Below are 15,938 nucleotides of genomic sequence, written 5' to 3' on the forward strand. Positions count from 1 at the left end.
CCTAACCAAAACCTAATGAAAGTAACCATATCAAGAAAAGCACATTTTAATGCTGCACATCGACTACACCGAAAGGATTGGACGCCTGAAAAAAACAATGCAGTTTTTGGAAAATGCAACAATCCTAACTTTCATGGGCATAACTATGGTTTAACAGTAAGTGTTACAGGAAAAATTGACCCAGAAACTGGTTTTGTTTTAGATGTGAAAGTATTAGCGGATATTATACTTGAAGAAGTTGAAATTCCGTTTGATCACAAAAATCTGAATCTGGATGTTCCGGAATTTCATGATTTGAATCCAACAGCCGAAAACATCGCTGTTGTGATATGGAATAAAATTAGAAAAAGAATTCAGCCCGATTTTGATTTAGAAATCGTTCTGTATGAAACGGACCGCAATTTTGTAACTTATAAAGGAGAATAATAAATGTCATTGAAAATAGGAGATATAGTTCCGAATTTTACTGCAAAAGATAATCACGGAGAAGTTTTTGAAAGCCAAAGCGTTTTAGGAAGAAAGCCGCTTGTTATTTATTTTTATCCAAAAGATAATACGCCTGGCTGTACAACAGAAGCCTGTAGTTTTAGAGATCAATACGAAGATTTTAAGGATTTAGGCGCAGAGGTAATCGGCATAAGCAGCGACAGCGTTAAGTCGCATAATAAATTTGCCAATAAGTATAAACTGCCTTTTGTATTACTCTCTGACGAGGATAAAAAACTGAGGCATTTATTTGGAGTCCGAAACAACTTATTTGGACTTCTGCCGGGGAGAGTAACGTATGTTATAGACAGAAATGGAGTGGTTATTTATATTTTTGATAGTGTAAATGCAGCTAAACATATCCCAAAAGCATTAGAAATAGTTAAAGAATTAGTATTATAAATTAACCAATATAAGCCCAAATCATGAGCCAAAATTTATACCCATTACAATTTGATCCCATTTTGAAAGAAAGAATCTGGGGAGGAGAAAAGCTAAAAACAATTCTTAATAAACCTATAGAATCTCAAATTACGGGAGAAAGCTGGGAACTTTCTACAGTAGAAGGAGATGTAAGTGTTGTTGCAAACGGAGCATTAAAAGGAAAATCATTGATGGATCTAATTGATGAAACTCCAAATGAACTTCTTGGAACAAAAGTTTATGAGCGTTTTGGAAAACAATTTCCGCTTTTGTTTAAATATCTTGACGCAAGAGAAGATCTTTCTATACAAGTACATCCAAATGATAAATTGGCAAAAGAACGCCATAACTCATTTGGTAAAACAGAAATGTGGTACGTTATGCAGGCAGATGCAGATTCTCGCATCATTGTTGGTTTTAAAGAAGATTCCAGTAAAGAAGAATATTTAAAACATCTAAACGATAAAACATTAGTTTCTATTCTGGATGATGTAAAAGCCAAGTCTGGAGATGTTTTCTTTTTAGAAACAGGAACTGTTCATGCAATTGGAGCAGGTTTAGTTGTAGCTGAAATTCAGCAGACTTCTGATATTACGTACCGTTTATATGATTTTGATCGTAAAGATGCACAGGGAAATACAAGAGAACTTCATGTAGATTTGGCATTAGACGCTATCAATTATAATAAAGTAGATACGCATAAAAAATATGAGACAAAAGCAAATACTTCTAATGTTGTAGTAGATTGTCCTTATTTTACAACCAATTTCCTTCCGCTGGAAAGTAAATTAGATGTTTCTAAATCTGGAGAAACTTTTACGGTTTATATGTGTATCGAAGGAAGCTTTGAAATTGAATATAATGGTTTCAAACAATCGTATATAAAAGGAGATACAGTTTTGGTTCCTGCTGCGATAAATGCATTTAGCCTGGACGGAAAAGCTTCTCTTTTAGAAATTTACATTTCATAGCACTAAATAAAAAGATTATATGTACTTTTGCAGCTGCAAATTAAAATTAAAATAAAATGGCAAACGTTAAGAATTTAAAGAAAGACATCAATTTCGTATTAGGAGATATTATTGAGGCAGTTTACTTGTTTGAGATGTCAACAACAGGAAATCCTACTCCAGAAACGAATGCTTTAGTAGATGAAGCTATTGCTGCTTTTGATACTTTGATCACAAAAGTGAACGCAAAGAATGTTGAAAACAAGAAAGCGCACTTCAAACAAATTAATGTTGAATTGGAACAAACTGCAAATCAATTGATTGCTAAGATCAACGAATTGTAAGCAAAAAAAAGCATAAAAAAGTGCAAATTTATTTTGGGAAAACGAAAATCCGCTTTATATTTGCACCCGTAATGAGTCGCCAGCGTAGCTCAGTTGGCTAGAGCAGCTGATTTGTAATCAGCAGGTCGTGGGTTCGAGTCCCTCCGCCGGCTCAACATAAAACCATCACTCCGAGTGATGGTTTTTTATTTAAAATAAGAAGTAAATTTATTTTGGAAAATACAAAAATCCACTTTATATTTGCACCCGTAATGAGTCGCCAGCGTAGCTCAGTTGGCTAGAGCAGCTGATTTGTAATCAGCAGGTCGTGGGTTCGAGTCCCTCCGCCGGCTCAACGTAAAACCATCACTTTTTAGTGGTGGTTTTTTTTTGCTCAAAAGTGAAAAAAGAAACTCCAAATTCTAAATGATGGTGAAATTCTAATGGATCAATTTAACCGCAAGATACGCTAAGGTTTAATTTTGCTTTATGAATCGAAACATATCCCGACACTTCGGGATATTTTTTTTTTTAACGATTTCTGTAAAAAATCTTAGCGCACTTTGCGGTTAAATTCATTTTTAACTTTATAGCTCCACAGGTTTTAGTATTAATATTGGAATTTGCTTTTATAAAATTGTAATAATATTTTTCTTATGTTTGTTTCTTAACCAAAAATATATAAAATGGAAGACAATTCAGTTTTTGAAAACTTTGAGCTGCAACTCGATCAATCTGCAAAGGACTTTTTAAAAGAAACAGCTAAATGGGCTTATTTCTTATCGATAATGGGATTTATCTTCATTGGCCTTATGGTCGTTATTGCAATTTTTGCAGGAACCATTTTTTCCACCTTGGGAGGAATGCAGGGAATGGGAGGCTTAACAGGTGGAATGGGCGGATTAATAGGAGTTTTTTACTTTATAATTGCTGTAGTTTATTTCTTTCCTATTTATTATTTAAACAAGTTTGCAGTCAATGCTAAAAGAGCTTTTAGAGAAAATGATTCAGCAGCATTAACGAGCTCGTTCGAATATCTTAAATCGCATTATAAATTTATAGGGATCTTAACCCTTTCTATTTTGATTTTATATGGTGTGGCTTTTATATTCTCAATTATAGGTCTTTTGTTTGCGAGGTAAGCATTAGATTATCCAAAAAAAAATCGTCCTGAATTCAGGACGATTTTTTTTTGGATAATCTAATTAATTATTTTGGCTGCTGCTGTTTAATATCAGCTACATATTTTGTCAGCTTTTTTCCGTAAAAAGATTTGGCTACTTTTGGTGTCATCGATTTCTGAATTGTATCCAGGAATTTTACGTTAATGTCGTAAATCTCTGCCAAAGCGATATAAGGCGCAATCTCATGATCTTTATTGTTCAGCGCAAAGTTTGTTGCGTACAAATACTTTCTCTTGATGTTTTTGTCTTGTTTTTCGTTAAGGCTGTCGATTGCTCTTTGATCTTGTCTTTTTATAGCTTTAAATCTAGGTTCCACTATAGAAAGGTTTTCGTCTATAAAACGAGAATTTATTTTTTGATATTCTTCATACAATTCCTGGTTTTTAGATCCTGTAATTTTAGCACTAGAAATAAAATTGTCAAGGTTTGTCTCAATATTCAGGTTTCCTGGCTCTGCAAAAAACATAATGTTATTGTCTAATGAATTTGATACACCACGATCTAAAAATAGATATAACATCTCTGGAGATTCTAATTTTACATCAGCTTCGAAAGCAGAATTTCCGTCTATTTTAATACTGTCAATAGCAACAAGTGCAGTGTCAACAACTCTTTGGATGTATAAAGTTCCGTTTTTTAATCCTTTTATATTCCCTGTAATATGTACACTGTCAGTAGATTCTTTTTTACTGCATGATGCTATTGTTACAAGAGTAAGAAAAGCAATAATTGATTTTTTCATTGGTTTTTAGATTTTGGTGCAAAATAAAGAAAATAGTTTAAATCTAAAGAAGTTGAACTTTTATTTTATCAAAAATAAAAAACAGAATCTATTTCTAATTAAGACTGCTAAACAGCTGCCTAATGCAAACTTAAAATAATAGAGATCCCATTGATGAAAAAAAATTTACAGACAAAAAAATCCTGCAGGTATTCCTGCAGGATTTATAAAGTATTTCGAGAAAAAACTTATTTGATCATTTCAAAACTTCTTTTTACAAAAGCAGTCAAAGCTTCACCTTTTAATAGGTTTTGCGATAATTTAGCTAAGTCCAAAGCTTGTTTTACCAAATGTTCCTGATGCGTTTTGTCTTCTGTATTTAAGATATTCGCCGCCAAATCTGAATTAGTATTTACTACCAAATTGTACATCTCTGGCATATTTCCCATTCCGAACATTCCACCGCCGCCAGATTGGCTCATTTCTTTCATTCTACGCATGAATTCTGGCTGCGTAATGATAAATGGTGCTGCCTGAGAATCCATTGCTTCTAGTTGTACACTGTAAGCTTTTGGAATATAAGCTTCTAATGAAGTTTTCAGCGTTTCTTTTTCTTCATCAGATAATTTAGAAATCGTGTTTTCGTCTTTTTTGATTAAATTATCAACATGATCAGAATCTACACGAACAAAAGTTACCTCTTTATTATCACCTTCAATTTTTTGAATCAAATGAGAGATAATCGGAGAATCTAAAAGCAGTACTTCGTATCCTTTTTCTTTAGCTGATTCAATATAAGAGTGCTGTGCATCTTTATTTCCTGCATAAAGAACAACCAGTTTTCCGTCTTTATCGGTTTGGTTTTCTTTTAATTTTTCTTTTAGCTCTTCTAATGTAAAATAAGTATCATCTACTGTTGGGTATAATACAAACGCACCCGCTTTTTCGTAGAATTTATCTTCAGAAAGCATTCCGTATTCTAAAACGATTTTAATGTCGTTCCATTTTGCTTCAAAATCAGCACGGTTTTCATTAAATAAAGCTTTTAGTTTATCTGCTACTTTACGAGTAATATAATTAGAGATTTTCTTAACTGCTCCATCTGCTTGTAAACCAGAACGAGATACGTTTAACGGGATGTCTGGAGAATCAATCACACCTTTTAACATTGTCAAAAACTCAGGTACAATTCCTTCTACGTTATCTGTAACGTAAACTTGGTTTTGGTATAATTGAATTTTATCTTTCTGAATCTGCATATCCGTTCCCAGTTTCGGGAAATACAAAATACCAGTTAAGTTAAACGGATAATCTACATTTAAATGAATGTTGAACAACGGCTCCTCAAACTGCATCGGGTACAATTCTCTGTAGAAATTTTTATAATCTTCGTCAGATAATTCAGTTGGCTGTTTTGTCCACGCTGGGTTTGGGTTGTTGATGATATTGTCAACTTCAAAAGTTTCATTTACATAATCTTCTGGAGCATCTTCTGGTTTAGGAAGCGTTTCAGTTCTAGTTCCAAACTTAATCGGAATTGGCATGAACTTGTTGTACTTATTCAATAACCCGCTGATTTTAGAATCTTCTAAAAATTCAAGAGAGTCTTCGGCAACATGAAGAATGATTTCCGTACCACGTGAAGTTTTGTCAGCTTGTTCTAAAGTAAACTCAGGACTTCCGTCGCAAGTCCAGTGTGCAGCTGGTTCGTCTTTGTATGATTTTGTAATAATTTCTACTTTTTCTGCAACCATAAAAGCAGAATAAAAACCAAGACCAAAATGACCGATAATTCCAGAATCTTTAGCAGAATCTTTGTATTTATCAAGGAATTCCTCAGCTCCTGAAAAAGCTACCTGATTGATGTATTTTTCTACTTCGTCAGCAGTCATACCTAGACCCTGATCTATAATGTGAATTTTTTTTCCTTCTTTATCAACTTTGATTTCGATAACCGGATTGCCATATTCAACTTTAGCTTCGCCAATGCTAATTAGGTGTTTTAATTTTAAAGTAGCATCAGTTCCGTTAGAAACCAGCTCACGCAAAAAGATTTCGTGATCGCTGTATAAGAACTTTTTGATTAAGGGAAAGATGTTTTCTACCGAAACATTAATTTTACCTGTTGTCATATTTTTTTTATTTTTTAGTTTAATACAATGATTTTCATTTGTTCAAATAGAATACCAATTGTTTTTTGGGTGACAAAATGTCGGAAGTGTTAATTCTGAAAGAAAATAATAAGATTCTAAAACCAAAGATATTCCTATGAATCGTATATTTGTGGTATAATAATTGTTAAACGTGTAAGTATTAACTTAAAAAAAATGTATAAAATGAAGAAAGTAATTTTCATTTGCTTGATTGCCACGATGTTTTTTGCGTGTAAATCAGCTTCGTCTTCAAATGCTTCAACAGAACCAACTTTGTCAAAAAAATTGGACAGACCTACTCAAGTAGCGATCAAAGGAAACTGGGTTCTTACTAATGTTACATATCCGGGTTCTGATTATATCAAAGTAAATTCATTTGATCTTGCCGATTCAAAATGTTTTATTGGCAGCACTTGGAACTTTATCTCAAACAATAATAAAGGAACAATGTCTCTAACCTCTTCAAGCTGTACTAGCTTTTCTTCGCCGATTGTATGGAGTATCAACAATCAAGGCTTATTTGTGCTGAAAATTCTTGATGCTGGTGTAAAAGCAAAAAAAGTAAGAGATGGTTATTTACTTAAAGTGGCCGGATTGACTGAAAATTCATTTCAGTTGGTTGATAACATTAATGTTGGCGGACAAACTAAAGATGTAACGTACCAATTTCAAAGAGCTAATTAATATTAAAAAGAATAAAAAATGAAAAAGATAACAGTTTTAGGTTTAAGTAGTTTACTTGTATTGGTTAGTTTTTTTACAAGCTGCGAATCAGTAAAAAATTCTAATAACACGCAAAGAGGAGCTGGAATCGGTGTTGTTGCCGGAGGTGTAATTGGTGCTGTTTTAGGTAATAACTTAGGAAAAGGCGGAAACGCTGCTTTGGGAGCTGCAATTGGAGCTGCTGTAGGTGGTGGAACCGGAGCCCTGATCGGAAATAAAATGGATAAACAAGCTCGTGAAATTGATCAGGCATTGCCAGGTGCAGCGGTTGAAAGAGTTGGAGAAGGTATTCACTTAACTCTAAACGAAAATGCAGTACGTTTTGACACTAATAAATCAACATTGACAAGTCAGGCAAAAGCAAACTTGGATAAACTGGTTCCTGTATTTAATGAATATGGTGATACTGATATCGAAATTTTTGGATATACAGATAATACCGGAAAAGCAGAATATAACTTAACATTGTCAGGACAAAGAGCAGCTTCTGTAAAATCATATTTAGTTTCTAAAGGATTAAAAACAAGCAGATTCAAAACTTCAGGTTTAGGAATTGCAGATCCTATTGCTACAAATGATACTCCAGAAGGAAGAACTCAAAACCGTCGTGTTGAATTTGCTATTACTGCAAATGACAAAATGGTTAATGATGCTAAGGCTGAGTCAGGAAAATAATTCCTATACAATATAATTCATAAAAAGCTGTTCGTAATGAACAGCTTTTTTTTTTGACATTAGAAATTAAACATTGTAAATTTGAACTCTCAATAATAACTCATGCTTGACATTCAAAATATATCTTTTTCGTATACCGAAAAACCGGTTATCAAAAACATTTCTTTTACAATAGAAAAAGGTCAGAATATTGCAATAATTGGCGAAAGCGGGTGCGGAAAAAGTACTTTGCTAAAACTTATTTATGGCTTATATGATTTAGATGAAGGAGCGATTTCTTATGAAGATAAACCTGTTTTAGGTCCAAAATATAATCTTATTCCCGGAATGCCTTATATGAAATATCTGGCGCAGGATTTTGATTTGGCTCCTTATGAGACTGTGGCAGAAAATGTTGGAAAATTTCTTTCTAATGGTTTTGCTAATATGAAAAAACTCCGCGTTCAGGAACTGCTTGAAATGGTAGAAATGGAACAGTTTTCTAATGTTCAGGCTAAATTTTTATCTGGCGGACAGCAGCAAAGAGTTGCGCTGGTACGAGTTTTGGCATTAGAGCCCGAAGTGATTTTGCTCGATGAACCTTTTAGCCAGATTGATGCTTTTCGTAAAAATGCTTTACGAAGAAATCTATTTAGATACTTAAAACAAAAAGGAATTACCTGCATAATTGCAACACACGATAGTACAGATGCTTTGTCTTTTGCAGATGAGGCTGTCGTAATGCGAAACGGAGAAGTTATCGTTAAAGGTGATCCGAATAAAATATATGAAGATCCAGAAACAAAATACGTTGCATCGTTGTTTGGAGAAGTAAATGAAATTGCTACTCATTTATTGCTGTCATATGAAGATGAATCGCATAAAACGCTGGTGTATCCGCATCAGTTTAAAATGGTTTCAGAATCTAAACTGCCGGTTAAAATTAGAAGAACCTATTTTAGAGGAAGTCATTATTTAATAGAAGCCGTTTATAAAAAGCAGCTGATTTTCTTTGAAAGTGAAATAGATCTGCCTCTTGAACAGGAAGTTTTTCTCGGTTTAAATTATTTATAATGAGAAAATGGAGTCCATTAGATAATCTCTGATTTTAAAACAACAAGCCCGACAAATTTTAAAAACTTGTCGGGCTTGTTGTTTTTATGGATAACTAAAAAATTAGTTTTTCAAATATTTTTCTAAGAATTGATCTTGCTCCCAAAGCAGGTGCAAAATGTTTTCTTTTGCAACATATCCGTGAGCTTCTTTCGGCAGGATAACCATTCTTACAGGAGCTCCTAAACCTTTTAAAGCCTGAAAATAACGTTCGGTCTGCAAAGTAAAAGTTCCAGGATTATTGTCTGCCTCACCATGAACTAATAAAAGTGGTGTTTTCATTTTATCAGCATTCATAAAAGGAGACATTGTATTATAAACCTGAGGAACTTCCCAATAATTGCGTTGTTCAGTCTGAAATCCGAATGGAGTTAAAGTTCTGTTGTATGCGCCGCTTCGTGCAATTCCACAAGCAAAAAGATTAGAATGTGTCAATAAATTAGCCGTCATAAAAGCACCATAAGAATGTCCTCCAACTGCCACTTTTTTACGATTTATATATCCTAAAGCATCAACTGCGTTTATAGCAGCTTCGGCATTGTCAACCAGCTGTGTAATAAAATTGTCATTTGGTTCTGTTGTACCTTCACCAATAATTGGAAACGCAGCATCATCTAAAACAACATAACCTTTAGTTACCCAGTACACAAAAGATCCATAATAAGGAAAAGTGAATTCGTTTGAATTTTGAGTCGACTGCCCGGCACTGTTTTTATCTTTATATTCTGCTGGATAAGCCCAGATTAACAAAGGCAGTTTTTCTTTCTTTACTTTGTCATAACCTGCAGGTAAGTACAAGGTTCCTGATAATTCAACTCCGTCTTTACGTTTGTATTTAATGACTTCCTTGCTTACATTTTTAATGCTTTCAAATGGGTTTTTAAAATCTGTAATAGCCGTCAGACTATTTTGTTTTTTAATATTTCTAAAGTAATAATTCGGATATTCACTTTTGGATTGAATTTGAACTAAAACTTTACCAGATTTAATATCGTCAATTTCTATTAAGTCCTCTTTTTTATCTTTGTAAGGAGAAGTGTAAAGACGTTTGTTTTTTAAAGTTTTAATATTGAATTCATCAATAAAAGGAAATTGCCCGTCTTTTGTATATCCTTCTCCAATACGATACGCATTATCTTTTTCTAATGTTAAAACATATTTGTTGAACTCATTTTTCTTGGTAGCAAATGCACCAGGATCAGAATATACATCTTGTGCGTTTCGGTCTGTAATAACTTTTGCTTCCTGACCCGGAGTCGAAGGGTTTATTAAATACGTTTTTGTGTTACGAGTGTCGTACCATTGATCAGAAACAACAGCAACATTATCATTACCCCAAGTAATATCGTCAAAACGCTGTGGTAATTTTACCAGCGAAACGGCATTGTCTGTAAAAGGCGCATTCCATAAAAATACTTCATCTCTAAAAGCAGTTTTGTTTGCAGGATCTCCCTCGTCTAAAGCAACAACATAAGATAAAACGGCTGGTTTGTCGTTTCTCCAGGCCATTTCTCTTTTTCCTTTTCTAACTGCCATAAAACCTTTAGGGATAATTTCGTTCAGAGGTACTTCATTAACAGTTTTGATCTCTTTTCCTCTTATATCGTAAACAATAGTTTTAGACGGAAATCTGTACAAAGGCACCACATAAGAAAATGGTTTTTGAATTGTTGTCAGCATGATGTAATTTCCGTCAGGCGAAATTTTTTCTCCGGCAAACATCGCAGCTTCCTTAAATAAAACAGCATTTCCGTTAAGACTTACTTTGTATAATTCAGAAGTGATAATGTTTTCAAAATTCACTTCGTCATTTTTGTTTTTCAGCATATCTGGATAAGTTCTGTTTTGAGATTTTTCTCCAGAAGCGTTAGAAATGATTGGTCCCGTTGGTAAATCCTTTTTAGAATCTAATAATGGTTTTCTGTCTTTTGGCAGCATTTTTACCAATATCGTTTCGTTATCCGGAAGCCAGCTAAACGGATTTCCCAGATTTGCATTTACATTTGCTCCAGTCAATTTTACAGCTGCAGCGGTAGTAATATCTATAACCCAAAGTTCTACTCCGGAATTTGTGGTATTAGAAAACAAGATTTTCTTGTCGTTTGGAGACCAGAGTATATTGCTGATTTTAGGATTAGCCGGTAAACCAGAAACTTGTGTTTCGGTCTTACTATTTATTTTTTTTAATTTTAGATTAGTATTATAAGTTACTGTACTTGCAATATTTGTAATCGGATTAATCCTTAAACCTCCCAATCGAAGTTCTTCCTGATTTAAATCGTCTAATGTTTTATAAGTATTACGATACATTAGAAGCATGTTTTCATTTTTTGTATCAGTAGAAACTGTAGGAGCCCTTTCGAAATCGGCTAAATCTAATATAGATTTTGATGGTTTTTGGTAACTTAAATTTTCTTGCGCAAGGGCAAAAAAACCAAAATTTAAAAATAAAAATAGAGTAATTTTTAATTTCATAATTTGAATTTTATGGGTTTAAAAAGAGGTATTATTAAATGTTTGTCTAAAGTACTTTACTCTTGTTACATTTTATCTCATTAATTTAATTTTTTTTAGGTTTTTGATGGATTAACTGATTTTTCAGAATTTAAAATCATTCAATAGGAAGTATTATTGAAGTATAATAAATTGATAATTACGAAAAAAATAGTAATTTGTACACTTATATTTTAAACTATACCTAAATTTGTATTCCAATTTTAATTAATAATAAAAAACAGTATGTATCATTCAAAAATAGCGGGTCTAGGATATTATGTTCCTTCAAATGTTGTGACGAACGATGATTTGTCTAAGATAATTGATACCAATGATGAGTGGATTCAGGAACGAACAGGAATTCAGGAGCGCAGGCATATTATTCGTGGAGAAGATACCACAACTTCGATGGGAGTTAAAGCAGCTAAAATTGCGATAGAACGTTCCGGTATAGCCAAAGAAGATATTGATTTTGTAGTTTTTGCTACATTAAGTCCAGATTATTATTTTCCTGGACCAGGAGTTTTGGTACAGCGTGATTTAGGTCTAAGAACTGTTGGAGCCTTAGATGTAAGAAATCAATGTTCAGGGTTTATTTACGGAATTTCGGTAGCAGATCAATATATCAAAACCGGAATGTATAAAAACATTTTAGTAATTGGTTCAGAAGTTCATTCTACAGGATTAGACATGACAACACGCGGACGCGGTGTTTCGGTAATTTTTGGAGATGGAGCAGGAGCGGCGGTTTTGAGCCGTGAAGAAGATTTATCAAAAGGAATTCTATCAACACACTTACATTCTGAAGGGCAGCATGCAGAAGAATTAGCGTTGCAGGCGCCGGGAATGGGAGCAAGATGGGTTACTGATATTTTGGCCGATAACGATCCGAATGATGAAAGTTATTACCCATATATGAACGGACAATTTGTGTTTAAAAATGCAGTTGTGCGTTTTGCAGAAGTAATAAACGAAGGTTTGGAGGCAAATGGTCTGCAGATTTCTGATATCAATATGCTGATTCCGCATCAGGCCAATTTGAGAATTTCGCAGTTCATTCAAAATAAATTCAAATTATCAGACGATCAAGTATATAATAATATCCAGAAATACGGTAATACAACCGCAGCATCTATACCGATTGCTTTGACAGAAGCTTGGGAACAAGGAAAGATTAAAACCGGAGACACAGTTGTTTTAGCAGCTTTCGGAAGTGGATTTACTTGGGGAAGTGCTATTATTAAATGGTAAAATTTATATTAATTTTATATTAAAGCCTGTTCAGTTAATGAACAGGTTTTTTATTTTTGGCAAAAAATATAAAGTACATCAAGTACTCGTTGCCTGAAAAGAAGCAGTCATAAATATCGGAAACAGAGATATTAGAACTGCACGCGGAGACATAATAATAAATTGAAATGAAAAATAATCAACTCGAAATAGCCTGTTTTAATTTTGAATCAGCTTTAATTGCAGAGGAAAGCGGAGCAGACCGAATCGAATTATGCGAAAACATGCATCTTGGCGGTACAACGCCCAATTATATTCTAGGAGTAAAAGTTCGTGAACAATTAGCCATAAAAATGCACGTTATTATCAGGCCACGAGGCGGAAATTTCGTGTATACTGATGAGGAGCTGGTAGATATGAAACTGGATATCAAACAATTTAAAAAGCTTGGAGCAGATGGTTTTGTCTTCGGAATTTTGAATGAAGACGGCAGTGTAAATAAAACAAAAAACAAAGAATTGGTAAATCTGGCAAGTCCGCTTTCCTGTACTTTTCACAGAGCATTTGATGTTGTTGCAGATGTAGAGAAATCATTAGAAGATGTTATCGATTGTGGTTTTAAAACTATCTTGACTTCTGGACAAGGAGTAAATGTAGAAGAAGGAATTTCGGTTTTAGAAAAAATTCAAAAATTGGCCGATGATCGGATTGTAATAATGCCCGGCGGAGGTTTACGATCAACAAATATTAAACTGCTGAAAGAAAAATTAGATAATACATTTTATCATTCATCAGCAATAACTGGTAATTCAGAAACGGCAGATAAAAACGAGATAAAAGCAATTTTAGCTCATTTATAAAAACAAGAAAAGCCTGAAGCTGGCAAACTTCAGGCTTTTCTTTTTCTACAAGTATTCTAAAAAATATAATTATAATAAAGAATGGTTAGAACATCCCGCCGCCACCTTTATTAGTATTGTCATCTCTTTGTTTACGCTGTAATTTTTTGATTTTACTGCTTCCAAAGTTATACGTTAAACCTAAATAAACCGTTTGGCTCTCCCAAGTAAACTGACCCGATTGAGGATAAGGATATTCCGTATCAAAGGCATATTTCATAGTGTTGAAAACGTCATTAAAACGTACGCTGATGTTCATTTTGTTGTCTAACAAAGTATAGCGTGAACCAATGTCCATTTTATACATTTCATGACTATTGTTTTGAACTCCGTCAACAGCACCTCTGTAGAATCCAAAAAGCAAGAAACTTAAACGTTTATTCGCTTTGAAGTTTGAGTTCAGACGTCCGTTAAATGCCGCAACAGTTACTTTTCTATTTTCTGCGATAATTTCATTAGTGTTTTCGCGAAATTTAGATACAACTCCTTCTTGATTTATACTCGAAAAATCAATAGATGGCTGAATGTCCCACCATTTTGTGATTTTATAATTCATTGACACTTCAAATCCATAAGCGGTATTATGGTCAAAGTTCGTATAAGACATAATTTGTTTGTTTCCACTTGGATCTGTCTCATCTGGATACAAAATTCTGCTGATTTGATCATTGATACTTCTCACAAAAACACCAGCGGTAAAGCTTCCTTTTTCAAGAGTTTTAGTATAATTTACTTCTACAGAATTAGTAAACTGAGGTCTTAGATCTGGATTTCCTATAGAAGTTACCAATGGAGTAGAAAACTCACGAATTGGTTTTGTCTGTCCTAAACTCGGGCGGTCTACACGACGGCTGTAGCTTAATTGTAAAGTGTTTTTCTCATTTACATTATAGGTCAAATAAGCAGAAGGATATAAAGTAAGATAATCATCATCATACATAAATTGACCGTGATTTAAATTCGCCTGCATTTTGTAACTTTCAACACGAGCACCTAATTGATAGCTGATTTTTTTGAATTTCTGTCCAAAAGTCACATAAGCAGAATAAATATCAGTGTCATAAGTATAATTAGAAACTAAATTCTGCGAAGGATTTTGATCGTTTACTCGGCTGTAGTCATTATCAGTTCTTGTCAATCTTGCCTCAGCTCCCGCTTCAAGCGTTGTCTTTTCGTTTAACGGATTAACATAGTCAATATTTACGGTACTTAGTTTTCGATTATTACTCAAGAAATCATTATAAATATCTGAACTTTGAGCATTATTGGTCATTGTGATCTGATTATCAAAATTTGCATTTTGACTTTCCTTTGTGTCACTATAGTTTCCTTCGAAATCTAAAGTGTGTCCTTCTTTTTTAAAGATATGTTTATATGCCAAGTTATAAGTTCCGGTTTTGTTAGGTCCTTCATATCTTGATTTTTGATACATATTTGCAATGTTATCTGGAGAATTAATATAATCAATGTCGGTATTCACTATACCATTCCCAGTTGATTTATTCTGATTCGTGTAAATAGACAAAGTATTATGATCATCAATTAGATAATCCATACCAATTTTATATAAGTATGATTCGTTGTCGTTAACAATATCTAATTTTTGAGTAACACTTTGATCTGATTTTTTGATAAAACCATCATTAAAGTATTTTCCAGAATTATTTCCCGCGTTTCCAAAAAAGTTCACTTTTCCGGTTTTGTAATTCAAATCTAAAGATTGATTGTATTTTGCTGTTTCACCAAAAGTGATCCCGCCGCTATAACTTCCGTTAAAACCAGTATTAGCATTTTTATGCAAAACGATATTGATAATTCCAGACATTCCTTCTGGATTGTATTTTGCACTTGGATTGGTAATTAGCTCAATCTTCTTGATAGAAGTTGATGGAATCTGTTTTAATAATTGTGCAGGATCAATATTAGAAGGTCTTCCGTCAATTAATACACGAACATTATCATTTCCGCGAAGCGAAAGCTTTCCATCCTGATCTACGTTCACAGACGGAATATTGTTCATAATATCAGAAGCAGAAGCTCCAGCAGTAGTTAAATCCTTTCCAACATTAATTACCTTTCTATCGATTTTTTGTTCGATTGTCGAGCGTTCGCTTACAATGTTTACACCTTTAAGCTGCGTTGCTTCTTCTTCGAGAGAAACATTTACAGTTGCCGTTTTTTTGTTATCGCTTAAAATTATAGATCCGATATATTTTCTAAATCCGATATATTGAATTTCGATCGTATAATTTTTTAAAGCCAAATTTTTAATAGTAAAATCTCCGTTGTCATCTGTGTTGACTCCAGAAACTACTTTTCCGTTATCTTTAATCGAAACGGTAGCATATGAAATTGGAGCATTATTCGATTTTTCGGTAATTTTCCCGGAAACCGTTCCAGAATTTTGAGCTTGAACTGTTGTCATTAAACCTAATAACGTGAACAGTAAAAATTTTAATTTCATAATTAGTTAATTGATTGATTTGATTTGATTGATGATGATTGCTTTGTTAGTTTTTTTCTTTTTTTCTTTTGCTTCAAAATAATTTAAAGTCTCTATTAAGACTCTTTTGCTGTCGATAT

General features: G+C 33.4%; 14 protein-coding genes and 2 tRNA genes. 12 read left to right on the forward strand and 4 right to left on the reverse strand.

Features of this window, described 5'->3' with window-relative positions:
* Window positions 1-15 precede the first annotated feature (15 nt).
* From B0A68_RS07845 to B0A68_RS07875, 7 genes are all read left to right on the forward strand, one after another.
* Entirely contained in the window at window positions 16-426 is a 411-nt protein-coding gene (locus B0A68_RS07845) for a 6-carboxytetrahydropterin synthase (RefSeq protein WP_035682309.1), read from the forward strand.
* A 3-nt stretch (window positions 427-429) separates the two neighbouring features.
* The gene (locus B0A68_RS07850; protein WP_035682307.1) at window positions 430-888 is read left to right on the forward strand and encodes a peroxiredoxin; all 459 of its coding nucleotides are present in this window, start codon (window positions 430-432) and stop codon (window positions 886-888) included.
* A gap of 23 nt (window positions 889-911) precedes the next feature.
* Window positions 912-1,880 (forward strand): type I phosphomannose isomerase catalytic subunit, encoded by a 969-nt coding sequence (locus tag B0A68_RS07855; protein ID WP_035682305.1) that lies wholly within the window; start codon window positions 912-914, stop codon window positions 1,878-1,880.
* A 56-nt stretch (window positions 1,881-1,936) separates the two neighbouring features.
* Window positions 1,937-2,203, forward strand: coding sequence for a hypothetical protein (locus B0A68_RS07860; protein ID WP_035682303.1), 267 nt, complete (start codon window positions 1,937-1,939; stop codon window positions 2,201-2,203).
* Window positions 2,204-2,281: 78 nt separating this feature from the next.
* A tRNA-Thr gene (locus B0A68_RS07865) sits at window positions 2,282-2,355 on the forward strand.
* A 106-nt stretch (window positions 2,356-2,461) separates the two neighbouring features.
* Window positions 2,462-2,535, forward strand: a tRNA-Thr gene (locus tag B0A68_RS07870).
* A 333-nt stretch (window positions 2,536-2,868) separates the two neighbouring features.
* Window positions 2,869-3,324: a hypothetical protein gene (locus tag B0A68_RS07875; RefSeq protein ID WP_035682300.1), complete on the forward strand. Its 456-nt coding sequence runs from the start codon at window positions 2,869-2,871 to the stop codon at window positions 3,322-3,324.
* 67 nt (window positions 3,325-3,391) lie between these two features.
* On the opposite strand, the gene B0A68_RS07880 is transcribed toward B0A68_RS07875, so the two are convergent.
* Both B0A68_RS07880 and htpG read right to left on the reverse strand, forming a co-directional pair.
* Window positions 3,392-4,108 (reverse strand): DUF4369 domain-containing protein, encoded by a 717-nt coding sequence (locus B0A68_RS07880; protein WP_035682298.1) that lies wholly within the window; start codon window positions 4,106-4,108, stop codon window positions 3,392-3,394.
* Between the two features lie 227 nt (window positions 4,109-4,335).
* Window positions 4,336-6,219: a molecular chaperone HtpG gene (htpG, locus tag B0A68_RS07885; protein WP_035682296.1), complete on the reverse strand. Its 1,884-nt coding sequence runs from the start codon at window positions 6,217-6,219 to the stop codon at window positions 4,336-4,338.
* A gap of 204 nt (window positions 6,220-6,423) precedes the next feature.
* Between htpG and B0A68_RS07890 the strand changes: the two genes are divergently transcribed.
* From B0A68_RS07890 to B0A68_RS07900, 3 genes are all read left to right on the forward strand, one after another.
* Window positions 6,424-6,924: a lipocalin family protein gene (locus tag B0A68_RS07890; RefSeq protein ID WP_035687843.1), complete on the forward strand. Its 501-nt coding sequence runs from the start codon at window positions 6,424-6,426 to the stop codon at window positions 6,922-6,924.
* A gap of 18 nt (window positions 6,925-6,942) precedes the next feature.
* A complete protein-coding gene (locus B0A68_RS07895; protein ID WP_035682294.1) occupies window positions 6,943-7,638 on the forward strand; it encodes an OmpA family protein in 696 nt (231 codons plus the stop codon).
* 102 nt (window positions 7,639-7,740) lie between these two features.
* Entirely contained in the window at window positions 7,741-8,691 is a 951-nt protein-coding gene (locus B0A68_RS07900; RefSeq protein ID WP_035682293.1) for an ABC transporter ATP-binding protein, read from the forward strand.
* A gap of 102 nt (window positions 8,692-8,793) precedes the next feature.
* Here the strand turns inward: B0A68_RS07900 and B0A68_RS07905 are convergent, their stop codons facing one another.
* Complete coding sequence (locus tag B0A68_RS07905) at window positions 8,794-11,205, reverse strand: S9 family peptidase (RefSeq protein WP_035682291.1); 2,412 nt, start codon at window positions 11,203-11,205, stop codon at window positions 8,794-8,796.
* A gap of 264 nt (window positions 11,206-11,469) precedes the next feature.
* Between B0A68_RS07905 and B0A68_RS07910 the strand changes: the two genes are divergently transcribed.
* Both B0A68_RS07910 and B0A68_RS07915 read left to right on the forward strand, forming a co-directional pair.
* Window positions 11,470-12,477, forward strand: coding sequence for a 3-oxoacyl-ACP synthase III family protein (locus B0A68_RS07910; protein WP_035682289.1), 1,008 nt, complete (start codon window positions 11,470-11,472; stop codon window positions 12,475-12,477).
* 167 nt (window positions 12,478-12,644) lie between these two features.
* Window positions 12,645-13,316, forward strand: coding sequence for a copper homeostasis protein CutC (locus B0A68_RS07915; protein ID WP_035682286.1), 672 nt, complete (start codon window positions 12,645-12,647; stop codon window positions 13,314-13,316).
* A gap of 85 nt (window positions 13,317-13,401) precedes the next feature.
* Here the strand turns inward: B0A68_RS07915 and B0A68_RS07920 are convergent, their stop codons facing one another.
* Window positions 13,402-15,819 (reverse strand): TonB-dependent receptor domain-containing protein, encoded by a 2,418-nt coding sequence (locus tag B0A68_RS07920; protein WP_035682283.1) that lies wholly within the window; start codon window positions 15,817-15,819, stop codon window positions 13,402-13,404.
* Between the last annotated feature and the right edge of the window lie 119 nt (window positions 15,820-15,938).

The sequence above is a fragment of the Flavobacterium reichenbachii genome (genome assembly GCF_002217435.1).
Lineage (GTDB): Bacteria > Bacteroidota > Bacteroidia > Flavobacteriales > Flavobacteriaceae > Flavobacterium > Flavobacterium reichenbachii.

Bases quoted from the DNA above. Each gene is read 5' to 3' on its own strand.
- B0A68_RS07910 (WP_035682289.1), top strand. From the start codon at position 11,470: ATGTATCATTCAAAAATAGCGGGTCTAGGATATTATGTTCCTTCAAAT.
- B0A68_RS07895 (WP_035682294.1), top strand. From the start codon at position 6,943: ATGAAAAAGATAACAGTTTTAGGTTTAAGTAGTTTACTTGTATTGGTT.
- B0A68_RS07845 (WP_035682309.1), top strand. From the start codon at position 16: ATGAAAGTAACCATATCAAGAAAAGCACATTTTAATGCTGCACATCGA.
- htpG (WP_035682296.1), bottom strand. From the start codon at position 6,219: ATGACAACAGGTAAAATTAATGTTTCGGTAGAAAACATCTTTCCCTTA.
- B0A68_RS07900 (WP_035682293.1), top strand. From the start codon at position 7,741: ATGCTTGACATTCAAAATATATCTTTTTCGTATACCGAAAAACCGGTT.
- B0A68_RS07875 (WP_035682300.1), top strand. From the start codon at position 2,869: ATGGAAGACAATTCAGTTTTTGAAAACTTTGAGCTGCAACTCGATCAA.
- B0A68_RS07915 (WP_035682286.1), top strand. From the start codon at position 12,645: ATGAAAAATAATCAACTCGAAATAGCCTGTTTTAATTTTGAATCAGCT.
- B0A68_RS07855 (WP_035682305.1), top strand. From the start codon at position 912: ATGAGCCAAAATTTATACCCATTACAATTTGATCCCATTTTGAAAGAA.
- B0A68_RS07860 (WP_035682303.1), top strand. From the start codon at position 1,937: ATGGCAAACGTTAAGAATTTAAAGAAAGACATCAATTTCGTATTAGGA.
- B0A68_RS07905 (WP_035682291.1), bottom strand. From the start codon at position 11,205: ATGAAATTAAAAATTACTCTATTTTTATTTTTAAATTTTGGTTTTTTT.
- B0A68_RS07850 (WP_035682307.1), top strand. From the start codon at position 430: ATGTCATTGAAAATAGGAGATATAGTTCCGAATTTTACTGCAAAAGAT.
- B0A68_RS07920 (WP_035682283.1), bottom strand. From the start codon at position 15,819: ATGAAATTAAAATTTTTACTGTTCACGTTATTAGGTTTAATGACAACA.
- B0A68_RS07880 (WP_035682298.1), bottom strand. From the start codon at position 4,108: ATGAAAAAATCAATTATTGCTTTTCTTACTCTTGTAACAATAGCATCA.
- B0A68_RS07890 (WP_035687843.1), top strand. From the start codon at position 6,424: ATGAAGAAAGTAATTTTCATTTGCTTGATTGCCACGATGTTTTTTGCG.